Source organism: Streptomyces sp. NPDC003247 (assembly GCF_042888135.1).
Lineage (GTDB): Bacteria > Actinomycetota > Actinomycetes > Streptomycetales > Streptomycetaceae > Streptomyces.
The window spans coordinates 34,537-48,661 of the sequence record NZ_JBIAPF010000013.1; the positions used below are offsets into that span (position 1 = coordinate 34,537).

The 14,125-nt window shown below is 73.0% G+C and carries 11 protein-coding genes; 6 read left to right on the top strand and 5 right to left on the bottom strand.

Annotated elements, in window-relative coordinates:
• Positions 1 to 69: 69 nt before the first annotated feature.
• Positions 70 to 1,104, bottom strand: a complete 1,035-nt coding sequence (locus ACFYWQ_RS34540; RefSeq protein WP_389522097.1) for a glycosyltransferase family 2 protein — start codon at positions 1,102 to 1,104, stop codon at positions 70 to 72.
• Positions 1,105 to 1,236: 132 nt separating this feature from the next.
• Here ACFYWQ_RS34540 and ACFYWQ_RS34545 point away from each other — a divergent pair, with 132 nt between their 5' ends.
• Complete coding sequence (locus tag ACFYWQ_RS34545; RefSeq protein ID WP_389522099.1) at positions 1,237 to 2,706, top strand: LCP family protein; 1,470 nt, start codon at positions 1,237 to 1,239, stop codon at positions 2,704 to 2,706.
• Between the two features lie 42 nt (positions 2,707 to 2,748).
• Here the strand turns inward: ACFYWQ_RS34545 and ACFYWQ_RS34550 are convergent, their stop codons facing one another.
• A complete protein-coding gene (locus ACFYWQ_RS34550) occupies positions 2,749 to 3,306 on the bottom strand; it encodes an acyl-CoA thioesterase (RefSeq protein ID WP_389522101.1) in 558 nt (185 codons plus the stop codon).
• Positions 3,307 to 3,426: 120 nt separating this feature from the next.
• On the opposite strand from ACFYWQ_RS34550, the gene ACFYWQ_RS34555 reads away from it, so the two are divergent.
• Positions 3,427 to 4,722: an LCP family protein gene (locus ACFYWQ_RS34555; protein ID WP_389522103.1), complete on the top strand. Its 1,296-nt coding sequence runs from the start codon at positions 3,427 to 3,429 to the stop codon at positions 4,720 to 4,722.
• Entirely contained in the window at positions 4,715 to 5,344 is a 630-nt protein-coding gene (locus tag ACFYWQ_RS34560) for an HAD family hydrolase (protein ID WP_389522105.1), read from the top strand. The genes ACFYWQ_RS34555 and ACFYWQ_RS34560 overlap by 8 nt, the downstream gene beginning before the upstream one ends.
• 137 nt (positions 5,345 to 5,481) lie before the next feature.
• On the opposite strand, the gene ACFYWQ_RS34565 is transcribed toward ACFYWQ_RS34560, so the two are convergent.
• Entirely contained in the window at positions 5,482 to 5,859 is a 378-nt protein-coding gene (locus ACFYWQ_RS34565; RefSeq protein ID WP_389522107.1) for a four-helix bundle copper-binding protein, read from the bottom strand.
• 409 nt (positions 5,860 to 6,268) lie between these two features.
• On the opposite strand from ACFYWQ_RS34565, the gene ACFYWQ_RS34570 reads away from it, so the two are divergent.
• Positions 6,269 to 9,160, top strand: coding sequence for a hypothetical protein (locus tag ACFYWQ_RS34570; RefSeq protein ID WP_389522108.1), 2,892 nt, complete (start codon positions 6,269 to 6,271; stop codon positions 9,158 to 9,160).
• Between the two features lie 201 nt (positions 9,161 to 9,361).
• On the opposite strand, the gene ACFYWQ_RS34575 is transcribed toward ACFYWQ_RS34570, so the two are convergent.
• Positions 9,362 to 10,534, bottom strand: a complete 1,173-nt coding sequence (locus ACFYWQ_RS34575; RefSeq protein WP_389522110.1) for an acyl-CoA dehydrogenase — start codon at positions 10,532 to 10,534, stop codon at positions 9,362 to 9,364.
• A gap of 205 nt (positions 10,535 to 10,739) precedes the next feature.
• On the opposite strand from ACFYWQ_RS34575, the gene ACFYWQ_RS34580 reads away from it, so the two are divergent.
• A complete protein-coding gene (locus tag ACFYWQ_RS34580) occupies positions 10,740 to 12,083 on the top strand; it encodes a UDP-glucose dehydrogenase family protein (RefSeq protein ID WP_389522112.1) in 1,344 nt (447 codons plus the stop codon).
• A gap of 298 nt (positions 12,084 to 12,381) precedes the next feature.
• Positions 12,382 to 12,777 (top strand): VOC family protein, encoded by a 396-nt coding sequence (locus tag ACFYWQ_RS34585; RefSeq protein ID WP_389522114.1) that lies wholly within the window; start codon positions 12,382 to 12,384, stop codon positions 12,775 to 12,777.
• Positions 12,778 to 12,936: 159 nt separating this feature from the next.
• Here ACFYWQ_RS34585 and ACFYWQ_RS34590 read toward each other — a convergent pair whose 3' ends face one another.
• A complete protein-coding gene (locus tag ACFYWQ_RS34590; RefSeq protein ID WP_389522115.1) occupies positions 12,937 to 14,124 on the bottom strand; it encodes a dipeptidase in 1,188 nt (395 codons plus the stop codon).
• Between the last annotated feature and the right edge of the window lies 1 nt (position 14,125).

Genomic DNA, 14,125 nt, shown 5'->3' on the forward strand with positions numbered 1-14,125 from the left:
CTCAGCGCGCGCCCCGCGGCCTCAGCGCCCCACGGCCTCAGCGCACCGCCGTGTCAGCGCCCCGCCGCGTCAGCGCGCCTCGACGTCGAGGACCGCCGGGCGGCGGGAGGCGATGACCTTCCTCGCCAGCGACTTCGGGCTGGTCAGGAAGCCCCAGCCCCACGACATGTGCATGGTGGCCAGGGCCACGGGGATCTGGAGCCGCGCCTTCAGCGGCAGCCCCTTGCCGGCCGGCACCGACCCGGCGACGATCGCCGCGAGGTAGCCGCCGGGGATCACGAAGCCGAGCGGGGTGACGGCCGCGCCCACCACGATCCCGGCCGCGATCGCGCACACGGCGGTCGGCGGGGCGAGGTAGCGCAGGTTGATGGAGCCCTCGTGGTAGCGGGCGACGACATGCCGCCAGCGGCCGTAGTCCTTGTACTGCTTGGCGAGCGCCTTCACGCTGGGCCGGGGCCGGTACGACACCTTCAGCTCGGGCGAGAACCAGATCAGCCCGCCCGCCTCGCGGATGCGGAAGTTCAGCTCCCAGTCCTGGGCGCGGATGAACTCCTCGTTGTAGCCGCCCTGTTGCTCCAGCGCCTCGCGCCGGAAGACACCCAGGTAGACGGTCTCGGCGGGAGCCGCCTGACCACCGGTGTGGAAGGCGGCGTTGCCGACGCCGATCTTCGAGGTCATGGCGGCGGCGACGGCGTGCTCCCAGTCGTTCTCGCCCTCGGCGTGCATGATGCCGCCGACGTTCTGCGCGCCGGTCTCCTCCAGGAGCCGTACGGCGGTGGCGATGTAGTTCGGGGAGAGCATCCCGTGCCCGTCGACGCGGACGACGACCGGATGGCGCGAGGCCTTGATCGCGGCGTTGAGCGCGGCGGGCGTGCGTCCCGTCGGGTTGGGGACGGTGTGCACGCGCGGGTCGTCGGCGACGAGCTCGGCCGCGATCTCGTCCGTGCGGTCCGTGGACGGACCGAGGGCGATCACGACCTCCATCTCGCCGTCGTACTCCTGCGCGAGGATCGCTTGGACGGCTCCGCGCAGATGCCGCTCCTCGTCGAGGACGGGCATGATGACGGACACGGCGGGGAGCTGCACGTCGGACTTGGCGTTCATAGGACGCTCACGTTACCGCGAACGGGGGACACGCTCGCGCCCCGCCGGGTGTGCTGCCCCGGACCGCAGATCGTATGGGCCTACGGTGCTCACGGCTCCCCCTCGTACGGCCGTCGCCCGGAGGTGACCCGCATGTCCCCGACCCCGCACCGGTCGTCCGGCCCCCGGCCCGCGCGCCGTCCGCCCGCACTCCCGATCCCGCCCGCACTCCCCCTGCGGAGGAAACGTCCCCGCTGGGCCATGCGGGCCACGATGACCCTCTCGGTCGTGATCCTGGCCTCCGCCGGCATCGGCCACTCCGTGGTCAGCAGCCTCGACGCGGACATCGCCCGCGTCGACCCCTTCAAGGACATGAAGAACCGCCCGCGGGCCGGCCACGGCATGAACGTGCTGCTGGTCGGCACCGACGGACGGGACCGGATCACCGAGCGGGAGCGCCGGCGCTTCCGCCTGGGCGGCGCGCCCTGCCACTGCACCGACACGCTGATGATCGTGCACATCTCGGAGGACCGGGAGCGGGCGAGCGTGATCAGCCTGCCGCGCGACTCCTTCGCCCAGACGCCCCCGCACACCGACCGCGCCACCGGCCGGACGCACCAGCACCCCCTGAGGATCAACGCGGCGTACGCGGAGGGCGGGCCGCAGCTGACCGTGCGGACCGTCGAGCACATGACCCGGGTGAAGATCGACCACTACCTGGAGGTCGACTTCACCAGCTTCATGCGGACGGTGGACGTCCTCGGCGGGGTGCGGATCTGCACGGCCCGGCCGCTCAAGGACCGGTTCACCGGCCTGGACCTGCCGCCCGGCACGCACGCCCTCAAGGGCGGCCAGGCCCTCCAGTACGTCCGCTCCCGGCACATCGACGCCGACTCCGACTTCGGGCGGATGAAGCGCCAGCAGCGCTTCCTGGCGGCCCTGGTCGACCACGCGACCTCCTCGGGCATCCTGCTCAACCCGCTGAGGTTCCGTGACGTGGCGCGGGCCGTGCTGGGCTCGGTGCGGGCGGACCGCGGCTTCGGCGCCGACGAACTCCTCGACCTCGGCCGCGCCATGCGCACCTTCTCCCCGTCGTCGTCGGAGTTCACGACCGTCCCCGTGGCCCAGATGGGATACGTCGTGAAGGGCATCGGGTCGACCGTGAAGTGGGACCCGGTGAAGGCCGAGCGCCTCTTCCGGGCGGTGCGCGAGGACAAGCCGCTCGCGACGGCGCCCCGGGCGCGCAGCACGGCCGTACGCGTCGAGGTGGCCCCGCAGCAGATCCGCGTCCACGTCGAGAACGGGACCACCACCGTGGGGCTGGCCAAGGAGGTGGACGCGGGTCTCGCGGCCACCGGCTTCCGCACCACCGGCCGCCCGACCACCGCCGCGAACCGTGCCACGCGCCGCACGGTCATCACCTACGACCCCCGCTGGGACCGCTCCGCCCGGTCGCTCGCGGCGGCCCTGCCCGGCAGCGAGATGCGCGCGGTCCCCGGTCTGGGGCCGACGCTGCGGGTCACCGCCGGCGCGGACTTCCGGGAGGTCCGCAGGGTCCGCGCCGAGAACCCGGGCCAGGGCGAGTTCGGCGTGGTGCGGGGCGACGAGGTGGGCTGCTCCTGACCCGACCGGGGGACGACGGACCCGCCCCGGACCGCAGGGGGCTCAGTCCTCGAAGCCCTCCGCCGCCCGCCGCTCCCGGAGTTCCATGATCGCCCGGCGGCGGGCCAGGCGGTGGGTGCGGCGGATCTGGGCCTCCTGGTGGCGACGGCGGTCCCGGTCGGTCTCCGGCAGGACCGGGGGCACCCGGCGCGGCTTGCCGTCGGCGTCGACGGCGGCGAAGACCAGATAGGCGGAACCGACCTGGGTGGGCGGCGCCGACTCGTTCCAGCGCTCGGCCAGGACCCGGACGCCCACCTCCATGGAGGTCCGGCCGGTCCAGTTGACCTGAGCCTTCACATGGACGAGGTCACCGACGCGGACCGGCTCCAGGAACGCCATCTCGTCCATGGACGCGGTGACGGCGGGCCCGCCGGAGTGCCGGCCGGCCACGGCGCCCGCCGCGTCGTCGACGAGCTTCATGATCACACCGCCGTGCACCGTGCCCAGGAGGTTGGTGTCGTTGTGGGTCATGATGTGGCTGAGGGTGGTGCGGGACGCGGAGACGGGCTTGCCCGGGATGTCCGAGGTGCCCGGGTCCACTGCGGTGACCTGGTCTGTCATGACCTCCACCTTATGCCGAGGGGAGGAACCCGAGGTTTTGTGTCGACTTGGCAACAGCGGGCCCCCGATTTTCCGACGGCCCTTGTACGGCATACAGCCGTTCCCTGCACACTGGGGCGCATGAACGATTGGCCCGAGGGACCGTCCGACGACAACCGCGGCACCCGGCACGGAAGCGGCAGCGCCAGCGCACGGCCCGAGGGCGCGCGCGTCATGCGGCAGGTCCGCCGCGGCCGTCCCGCCCCGCCGCAGAGCCCCGGCATCCCCCAGCAGCCGTCGTACGTCGACGGCCGGGGACACGGCGACTTCACCGACGCCCGGGGCTCCGGGTACGACAGCGGCTACAACACGGGCCAGGTCTACGGCACGCCCGGCGGGGGCGGACCCGGCGGCGGAGGTGGAGGCGGATTCGGCGGGGGCCGCGGCCCGCGTCCGGCGCCGAACTGGCGGCGCCGTATCAAGGTGACCTCGATCACCGTCGCGACCGTGCTGGTCGTGACGACCGTCGGCACCTACTTCTGGGCCGACGGCAAGCTCCAGCGCGAGGTCGACCTGTCGAAGGTCATCGACCGGCCCGACGAGGGCGAGGGCACCAACTACCTGATCGTCGGCTCCGACAGCCGTGAGGGCATGTCCGCGGAGGAGAAGAAGGAGCTGCACACCGGCTCCGCCGACGGCAAGCGCACGGACTCGATGATGATCCTGCACACCGGCTCCAACGGCGACACCCTCATCTCCCTGCCGCGCGACTCGGACGTGGAGATCCCGACCTTCGTGGGCTCGGAGTCCGGCAAGACCTACGAGGGCACCGGCCGGCACGTGAAGCTGAACGCGGCCTACGCCGAGGACGGGCCCGAACTGCTCGTGCGCACCGTCGAGTTCAACACCGGCCTGCGCATCGACCACTACGTGGAGATCGGCTTCGCCGGCTTCGCGAACATCGTGGACGCCGTCGGCGGGGTCGAGATCGACATCCCGCAGGACATCAAGGACACCAAGTCCGGGGCGGACTTCAAGAAGGGCAAGCAGACCCTGAACGGCGAGGAGGCCCTCGCCTTCGTCCGCACCCGGTACGCGCTCGCGGGCTCCGACCTCGACCGCACGAAGAACCAGCAGAAGTTCCTCGCGGCCCTCGCCAACCAGGTGGCCACGCCGGGCACGCTCCTCAACCCGTTCAAGCTCTACCCGACCATGGGCGCGGGCCTCGACTCCCTGATCGTCGACAAGGACATGGGCCTGTACGACCTGGCGTCCATGTTCTTCGCGATGAAGGGCGTCAACAGCGGCGACGGCAAGTCCATGAACATGCCGATCTCCGGCTCCACCGGCGGCAACCTGGTCTGGGACGAGACGAAGGTGAAGCAGCTGGTCGAGCAACTGAAGAACGACGAGAAGGTGACGGTGTCGGGTGACTGACGCCCCCGGAGGCAGACCGCCGTTCTCCGCGGTCCTGTGTGACATCGACAACGTGGTGCGGCACTTCGACTCCAGTCACCTGGAGGCGCTGGAACGCTCCGCGGGGCTGGCGGAGGGCACGACGAAGAAGGTGGCGTTCGCCCCCGAGGTCGACGGGCCGCTGCTGCTGGGCCGGATCACGGAGCAGGAGTGGGTGGAGTCCATCGCCCGCGGCCTGGCCGGCCTGGTGGACGAGGAGACGGCCTGGGCGCTCGGCACCACCCTGCTGGAGTCGCCCTTCCACGCCGACGAGACCGTGGTGACCCTGCTGCACCGGGCCCGGGCCCGGGTGCCGGTGGTCCTCGTCTCCAACGCCACGCTCGGCCTGGAGCAGGACCTCGACGCCCTCGGCCTGGCCGGACTCGCCGACCACGTCGTCAGCAGCGCCCGCGTCGGCCTCGCCAAGCCCGACCCGCGCATCCTCGCGCTGGGCGCCGAGCGGGCGGGCGTACGGCCCGAGCGGTGCCTGTTCGTGGACGACACCCTGGAGAACGTCGAGGCGGCCGCGGCGCTGGGCATGACCGCCGTGCACTTCCGCGGACCGGCCGACCTGGAGCGGGCGCTGGAGCCGCTGTTCGCCTGAGAGCCGGCGGCCGTCCGGCTCCCCGGCTCCGGCCCCGGCTGCGGCTGCGGCTCCGCCCGACCGCGCCCGCCCGCATGCACGCATGCACGCACGACGAGGGCACCCCGAGGGGTGCCCTCACCGGCCGTCCGGCGGCGTCACATCGCGGCGCCCGCCATCGCGCGGCACATCTCGGCACAGCGGCGACAGGCGTCGGCGCAGCGCGCCATGCCGGCGTCGTCCGGCATGGCCATACACGCCTCGGCGCACATCTCGCACGCCTTGGCGCACATCGCGCACATCTCGGCCGCCATGGGTGAGCGGCGCATCATCATGTCGGCGCACATACGGGTCGTCTCGGAGCAGTCCATCAGCGCGCGCATGATCTGCAGCTGGGCCTGGCCGCCCATCTGCAGACAGGCGCTCATGGTCTCCTCGCACACACCGTGGCAGGACATGCACGCCTCGACGCAGTCCTGCATCTCCTTACTCATGGCGGTCATGGTTCCGGGCTGGGTCGTTCCGGGCTGGGTCATGGCTCCTCCTGGGGAGAGAGGCGGGCCGGGGCCCGGGCGGCCCCCGGCCCGTCCTTCCGTCGTACGCCTCCCCGTCGCCGAGCGCCATCGGACGACGGCGCGGACGGCCCCCGGCGCACCGCCGGAGGCCGCCCGCCCGCAGGTCAGCCGCCTACGAGGCGTGGCGTCGGCCGAAAACAGTTACGCAGGGCCCTCCGCTGGCCCGTGATCGTCCGCGGTCCGCCACCGCCGCGGGGACACACCCGGGGCGGCGGGACGGCCGAGTGGCGTCCGCGCCCTGCCGGCACCGGAGTCGGCGGGTGTTTCGCGAAGAGGGCTCCCGGGGTGAGCGGGACCGGCTACGGTGCCACCCGAAGCGGGCAGGAGGGGCTGCGGGGAACAGCTCGTCGGGTGACGGACGGGACGGGGGATGGACCGGACAAGGGTCGTGGAGGTCTGGAACCCCGTCCTCGGCACATCGGGCAGCGGGTACCTGATCGGTGACGACGTGGTGCTCACCGCACTGCACGTGGTGGAGGGGGCGCACGCGCGCGGCGGTGTGGAGGTCCGGCCGTTGGATCCGGGGGGCGGTACCGTCTGGACGGTCGCCGAACTGGTGTGGCCGGCGGGAGCGACGCGGGCGTCGCCCGGCGCGGACGCGGCGCTGCTGCGGATCACCGGACCGGAGTGGCGACCGCCGATGGCTCCTCCGGTGCGCTTCGGGCGGATCGTGGGCAAGGACCGCGTGCCCTGTCTCGGACTGGGCTTCCCCGACGCGGTCGCACGTCCGGGCCGCACGCGGGACACCATGCCGATACGCGGCCACGTGGATCCGCTGCACGGCATGAAGTCACGGATGACCACCGTGCACGTCGACGTGGGCATCGTGCCGGACCGCTCGGGCTGGCAGGGCGGTTCGGGCACGGGACTGTTCTGCGAACCGCACCTGGTCGCGGTCGTGACGAAGGCGATGGGCTTCGCGTCCGGCGTGCTGGAGGCCGTACCCGTGGACGTCCTCGCCGAACTGCCCGGGTTCGAGCAGAGCTTGCGCACCCATGGTGTCCCCTTCGTCGTCGAAGACATCGGCGGGGCGCCGCCGGACGGCGAGGACGACTCGGACGTCCCGCCGATCGCCCTGCCGCCGCCGTCCCTGCCGCGCCGCACGAGGAAGCTGCTGCTGACCGCGGCGGCGGGAGCCCTGACCACCCTCGCCTTTTTCGCGCTCTCCCCGCCGGAGCCGGGCATCACCTGGCCGCTCGGCTCGACGCTCTCCGGTGTCCTGACCGCCTGGGGCATCGGCTGGCTCCGCGGCCCGCAGTCGCCCGGGGCCGGCCGGGAAGCCGCGGTACGCCGTCTGGGCACGGCTGTCCGGGACGAGGTGATCCGGCGCCGCTGGCAACTGCTGGGCAACGACAAAAAGGCCATCAACGTCACCTTCGTCACCGTTCCGCAGGGCGGCAGGGACGCGGACCGGGCCTGGCCGCGCGGAGACTTCGACGGCATCGCCCGTTACCTGGACGGTCTGCGACCGCAGCGCCTGGTCATCACGGGCGGCCCCGGCTCCGGCAAGACGCTCCTGGCCCACGAGCTCGTCCACCGGGTCCTGGCCCGCAGACGCCACGACGGTCCGGTGCCCGTGCCGGTCGGCCTGTCGGAGTGGGACACCGGCATCGCGTTCGCGGACTGGTTCAGCGAGCGCGTGGCCCACGACTACCTGGGCGGTTCGCAGAGCACGGCACGGGACCTGCTGGCGCACGGACACGTCATGCCGGTCCTGGACGGCCTCGACGAGATGGACCTGCCGGGGACGGGACGGCCCCGGGCCGTCTCCGCGCTCGCCCAGCTCAACCGATTCGCCGGGCCGCTGGTGCTGACCTGCCGTGGGGAGGAGTACGCCGAGCTCAGCGGGGCCGACCAGCGCCTGCTGGACTGCGCGACGGTGCGGATCGAGGCCGTCCCGCCCGTCAGCGGACGCCGCTACCTCGTGGAGCGGAGCACGAACCGCGCACGGCTGGCCGGCCTCCAGGACGATCTCTTCGCACCCGGGACGGTCACGAGGGAGGTGCTGTCCTCACCCTGGATGCTCACGCTCGCGTCCCTCGCGTCCCGGACCGAAGCCGGGGCCGCCGCACTCCGCTCGTTCGTCGGGGTGACGGCCGCGAGCGGCCGGGAGCACGAGGATCTGCACGCGGTGCTCATCGAGGAACTCATACCGTCGGTGTGCGCGCCGGATCCCGCCGACCGGCGTCCGCGCTACCCCGCGCAGGCCGTGACCCGGTGGCTCCGGCTGCTCGCCTCCGGTCTGCGCGGTGGACGTGCGGCGCCCGCCGCCGGCAGCGGTGCCGTCGTACCGTCCCGGGACCTGGCCGTCCACACGCTGTGGCCGATCGCCGGGCCGCGCAGCGCCCGCTACGCCGCCGCGGCGATCACCCTCGCCTGCTGGCTGCCGGCGCTGCTCCTCCTGGCGGTCTGCCTCCACCACAACCGCGCGCTGCCCCTGCCGGGCGCCGTTCTGCTCGGCCTTCTGACCCCCGCGCCGCTCCTGTCCGCCTGGAACGCGCGTGCGCGGTACGTCCAGCCCCGCCGCATCCTGTTCCAGCGGCTGCGCAGCAGACTCGGCTGGAGCCGCATCGCCCTGGGCGCCACGCTGGGCGGTGTTCTCATGCTGCCCTTGACGTCCCTGTTCGGCGAGGGCTTCGCGCTGGCCGCCGGCTCCGGGTTCGCCGTCGTCTTCGGCTTCGGCCTGGCGCTGTCGGTACGGGCGGACATCGACCGTCGCTTCCTGGTGGCGGTCGGCGCCCCGTCCGCGCTGGCGGTGACCGTGGCGGCCGGGTTCCTCGCCGGCCGGCTCGGCGATTTCGTCGGCCTGACCGCCGGGTGCGGCGCCGGAGCGGTCGGGCTCGTGGTGGGGGTGGCCGCGGGACTGCGCGCCGCCCGACGCGGCAACGGAGGAGAGCCCGACCCCGACCCGCCCGGTGTGCTCACCCCCTTGTCCCCGCTGCGCAACGACGCGATGGCCGGAGTGGTGTCCGGCACCGTCGTGGCGGCGCTGACGATCTACGGGACGCTGTTCGTCGAGTGGCTGCGCGTGCCCTGGCCGCTCGCCCTCGTCACGGCCCTGGCCTGCGGTGTGGCCGCCGGGCCCGGCTTCGTCGCGGTCACCAGCCGCCAGTACCTCGGCCTGCTCGTGGCCCTCCACGGCAAGCTGCCGTGGCGGCTGGCCGCGTTCCTCCGGTGGTGCCAGGAGCGCGGTCTCCTGAGGTCGGCCGGCACCGTCTACCAGGTGCGCCACGACGAACTGCTGAAGTGGCTCCAGCGCTGACCCCTGCCCGCCACGGTGACGCCACGGCGGTGCCGGGGCGGCCGCCGCCGGGGCGGCCGCCGCCGGGGCGGCCGCCCGGTCGGCCCGCGGCCAACAGCACCCCGGCGCGGGGCCGGGGTGCCGGGTGTCCGGGCCGGCCGGCAGCCGTCGTCGTCCGCTCCGGTCGGGGGCGGTCACCGGCCGGGGCGGTCGTCGGCCGGGCTACGGCAGGTTCCGCGCCATGACGATCCGCTGGACCTGGTTGGTGCCCTCGTAGATCTGCGTGATCTTGGCGTCGCGCATCATGCGCTCGACCGGGTAGTCGCGGGTGTAGCCGTAGCCGCCGAGGAGCTGGACGGCGTCCGTGGTGACCTCCATCGCCACGTCCGAGGCGAAGCACTTGGCGGCGGCGCCCTGGAAGGTCAGGTCCCCTTCTCGACCTCCGGCGGCGACGCGCTCGGACTTGGCCGCGGCGGCGTAGGTGAGCTGGCGGGCGGCCTCGATCTTCATGGCCATGTCGGCGAGCATGAACTGGATGCCCTGGAAGTCGGCGATCGGCTTGCCGAACTGCTTGCGCTCCTGGACGTAGCCCTTGGCGTAGTCGAAGGCACCCTGGGCCACGCCGAGGGCCTGGGCGGCGATGGTGATGCGGGTGTGGTCGAGGGTCTTCATCGCCGTGGCGAAGCCGGTGCCCTCCTCGCCGATCATGCGGTCGGCGGGGATGCGGACGTTGTCGAAGTAGACCTCGCGGGTCGGGGAGCCCTTGATGCCGAGCTTCTTCTCCGGGGCGCCGAAGGACACGCCCGGGTCGGACTTCTCGACGACGAAGGCGGAGATGCCCTTCGAGCGCTTGGCGGGGTCCGTCACCGCCATGACCGTGTAGTACTCGGAGACGCCCGCGTTGGTGATCCAGCGCTTCACGCCGTCGAGGACCCAGTGGTCGCCGTCGCGGACCGCCCTGGTCCTCATGCCGGCCGCGTCCGAGCCGGCCTCCGGCTCGGAGAGGCAGTAGGAGAACATGGCGTCGCCCTTGGCGAGCGGGGTCAGGTACCGCTTCTTCAGGTCCTCGGAGCCGGAGAGGATCACCGGCAGGGAGCCCAGCTTGTTCACCGCGGGGATGAGCGAGGACGACACACAGGCACGGGCGACCTCCTCGATCACGATCACCGTGGCGAGCGCGTCGGCGCCCGCGCCGCCGTACGACTCGGGTACGTGCACGGCGTGCAGGTCGTTCGCGACGAGCGCGTCGAGGGCCTCCTGCGGGAAGCGGGCCTCCTCGTCCACCGCGGCGGCGTACGGCGCGATCTTCGCCTCGGCCAGCGAGCGGACGGCGTCGCGGAGCATGTCGTGCTCCTCGGACGGGCGGTACAGGTCGAAGTCAGCCGATCCGGCCAAGGTCTCTCACGCTCCAAAACACTGGGGTGATTCCGCTAATTACCGTTAAGTAACTCAAAGTTTAGGGGGCTGCTCACAGGAGTGTCACGTGACCTTGACGACAGGGGGGAGAGCACAGGAGAACTGCCCGGTGAGAGGCTCCCTCACGCCCCGACTATGCTCGGGCGCGCCATCCTGATCCCCGTCCAGCCCAGGAGCTGCCCCCATGGCCCTCAAGATCACCGTGATCGGCACCGGTTATCTCGGCGCCACGCACGCCGCGGCCATGGCCGAGCTGGGCTTCGAGGTCCTCGCGCTCGACGTCGTGCGCGAGAAGATCGAGATGCTGGAGCGGGGCGAGACCCCGATGTACGAGCCGGGCCTGGAGGAGCTGCTGCGCCGGCACGTCCCGGGCTTCGAGGGGTCCACCGGACGCCTGCGCTTCACCCAGGACTGGGCGGAGGTCGGCGCCTTCGGCGACGTCCACTTCGTCTGCGTCAACACGCCCCAGAAGCACGGCGAGTACGCCTGCGACATGTCGTACGTCGAGTCCGCGATCGCCTCCCTGGCCCCGCATCTGCACCGGCCGGCCCTCGTCGTCGGCAAGTCGACCGTGCCCGTGGGCTCCGCCGACCGGCTCGCCCGCACCGTCGCCGGGCTGGCCCCGGCCGGTGCCGACGCCGAGCTGGCGTGGAACCCGGAGTTCCTGCGCGAGGGCTACGCCGTGCGGGACACACTGCACCCGGACCGGATCGTCGTCGGCGTCCGCAGCGAGCGGGCCGAGAAGCTGCTGCGGGAGGTGTACGCCACGCCGATCGGCGAGGGCTCGCCGTTCGTCGTCACCGACTTCCCGACCGCCGAGCTGGTGAAGACCGCCGCGAACTCCTTCCTCGCCACCAAGATCTCCTTCATCAACGCCATGGCCGAGGTGTGCGAGGCCGCCGACGGCGACGTCGCCAAGCTGGCGGAGGCCATCGGGCACGACGACCGGATCGGCAAGAAGTTCCTGCGGGCGGGGATCGGCTTCGGCGGCGGCTGCCTGCCCAAGGACATCCGGGCGTTCATGGCGCGCGCCGGCGAGCTGGGCGCCGACCAGGCGCTGACCTTCCTGCGCGAGATCGACTCGATCAACATGCGCCAGCGCGGGCAGATGGTGGAGCTGGCCCGGCAGGCGCTGGGCGGCGGGCCCTTCCTGGGCCGCCGGGTCGCCGTGCTGGGCGCGACGTTCAAGCCGGACTCGGACGACGTCCGCGACTCGCCGGCACTGAACGTCGCCGGCCAGATCCACCTCCAGGGCGGCCAGGTGACCGTCTACGACCCGAAGGGCATGGAGAACGCCCGCCGGGTCTTCCCCACCCTCGGCTACGCCGACACGGCCCTGGAGGCGGTGCGGGGCGCCGACGTCGTCCTGCACCTGACCGAGTGGCGGGAGTTCCGTGAGCTCGACCCGGCGGTGCTCGGGGAGGTCACGGCCGCCCGGGTGCTCCTGGACGGGCGCAACGCGCTCGACCCGCAGCTGTGGCGGAAGGCCGGCTGGACGTACCGCGCGATGGGCCGCCCGACCGCCTGACGGGACCTGCGGCCTGAGGGAGCGGCCGGTCGGCGGGAGCGGCCGGTCGGCGGGAGCGGCCGCTCGCCGTGCGCTGGCGGACGGACGACGCCGGTTCGGCCGAGGCTCAGTCGGCCGAACCGGCGTACGCGTGCATTCTGCCGCACCCGGGTGGCCCGCGCGGCGTGAACTCCCTGTGGGTCACGACCGTGGGTCACACCTGTGGGTCCGGGCTGCGGGTCACTGCTGTGGGTTACCGGGCGCGCACGGCTGGGCACCCGTGTCCTCGTCCGTCCGCCGGCCAGCGAGGAGACTGCCCATGGCACCCGTCGTCCGTGTCCGTTCCGTCGTGCTCGACTGCCCCGACCCGCATGCGCTCGCCGGCTTCTACGCGGCTGTGCTGGGCGGCACGCCGGAGGCCGAGGAGGGGGACGACTGGGTCGTCCTCGAGGTGCCCGGAGGCCCCCGGCTCTCCTTCCAGGAGGTGGCGGACCTCACCCCGCCCGAGTGGCCGCGGGGCGACCGCAACGCGCAGCAGTTCCACCTCGACCTCGACGCCGGCGCCACCTGGGAGGAGCTCGACGCGGTGCACGAGCGGGTGGTGGCGCTGGGCGCGCGGCCCCTGGACCTGGAGGACCGGGAGAAGAAGGACTTCCAGGTGTACGCCGATCCGGCGGGACACCCGTTCTGCCTGTGCCGGATCGAGCGTCCGTGAGCGAGCGCCGCTGAGCGAGCGCCGCTGAGCGGGCGCCGGTGAGCGGGCGCCGGTGGTACGGGAGCCGTACCGGGGGTCTCGGGTACGGGTCCCGTCACCGGCGTCCGTGAGCGGGGCGGCGGCCGGAGGCGTCGGCCGGTCCGCCCCGCGCGGGCCGGGTCAGCCGTCCAGCGACTCGATCGTCGCGTTCGACGGGCCGCGCGTCGCCTTCAGGCCACCGGCCACGTCCTCCGCCGCGCCCAGCACCCGGACCGCGTTCTGCCAGGTCAGCTTGGCGAGGTCGGTCCTGGACCAGCCGCGGTCGAGGAGTTCGGCGATGAGGTTCGGGTAGCCGGAGACGTCGTCGAGGCCCTCGGGGGTGAAGGCCGTGCCGTCGTAGTCGCCGCCGATGCCGAGGTGGTCGACGCCGGCCACCTCGCGCATGTGGTCCAGGTGGTCGGCGACCGTGGCGACCGTGGCGGTCGGGCGCGGCCGGCGCTCCTGGAAGGCGCGGTGGACCGCCATCGCCTCCGCGGTGGTGTCGAGCGGGTGGAAGCCGTGGGCGCGCATGTTCTCCTCGGCCTCGGCCGTCCAGTCCACGGCCGCCTGGAGCACGAACTTCGGCACGAACGTCACCATCGCGACGCCGCCGTTGGCGGGCAGCCGCTCCAGGACGTCGTCCGGGATGTTGCGCGGGTGGTCGCAGACGGCCCGGGAGGAGGAGTGGGAGAAGATCACCGGCGCGGAGGACGTGTCCAGCGCGTCCCGCATCGTCGTCGCCGCCACGTGGGAGAGGTCGACGAGCATGCCGAGCCGGTTCATCTCCCGCACGACCTCGCGGCCGAACGCCGTCAGCCCGCCGGCCCTCGGCTCGTCGGTCGCGGAGTCCGCCCAGTCGACGTTGTCGTTGTGGGTGAGCGTCATGTAGCGCACGCCGAGCGCGTACAGGCCGCGCAGGGTGCCCAGGGAGTTGGCGATGGAGTGGCCGCCCTCGGCGCCCATGAGGGAGGCGATACGGCCCTCCGCGCGGGCCGCCTCGACGTCGGCGGCGGTGAGCGCGGCGCGCAGGTCGCCGGGGTGGCGGTCGATGAGCCGCCGTACGCAGTCGATCTGCTCCAGTGTCGCCGGGACCGCGTCGGGCTGGTCCGCGCGCACGTACACCGACCAGTACTGCGCGCCGACCCCGCCCTCCCGCAGGCGGGGGATGTCGGTGTGCAGGTGGGCGCGCTGGTCGACGGCGACGTCCCGGGCGTCGAGGTCGTAGCGGACCTGCTCGCGCAGCGCCCAGGGCAGGTCGTTGTGCCCGTCGACGACCGGGAACCCGCGCAGGAGCTCGCGGGCCTCCTCCAGCCTGTCCGGCCTGGTCACG

Bases quoted from the DNA above. Each gene is read 5' to 3' on its own strand.
- ACFYWQ_RS34580 (WP_389522112.1), top strand. From the start codon at position 10,740: ATGGCCCTCAAGATCACCGTGATCGGCACCGGTTATCTCGGCGCCACG.
- ACFYWQ_RS34570 (WP_389522108.1), top strand. From the start codon at position 6,269: ATGGACCGGACAAGGGTCGTGGAGGTCTGGAACCCCGTCCTCGGCACA.
- ACFYWQ_RS34540 (WP_389522097.1), bottom strand. From the start codon at position 1,104: ATGAACGCCAAGTCCGACGTGCAGCTCCCCGCCGTGTCCGTCATCATG.
- ACFYWQ_RS34545 (WP_389522099.1), top strand. From the start codon at position 1,237: ATGTCCCCGACCCCGCACCGGTCGTCCGGCCCCCGGCCCGCGCGCCGT.
- ACFYWQ_RS34585 (WP_389522114.1), top strand. From the start codon at position 12,382: ATGGCACCCGTCGTCCGTGTCCGTTCCGTCGTGCTCGACTGCCCCGAC.
- ACFYWQ_RS34555 (WP_389522103.1), top strand. From the start codon at position 3,427: ATGAACGATTGGCCCGAGGGACCGTCCGACGACAACCGCGGCACCCGG.
- ACFYWQ_RS34565 (WP_389522107.1), bottom strand. From the start codon at position 5,859: ATGACCCAGCCCGGAACGACCCAGCCCGGAACCATGACCGCCATGAGT.
- ACFYWQ_RS34550 (WP_389522101.1), bottom strand. From the start codon at position 3,306: ATGACAGACCAGGTCACCGCAGTGGACCCGGGCACCTCGGACATCCCG.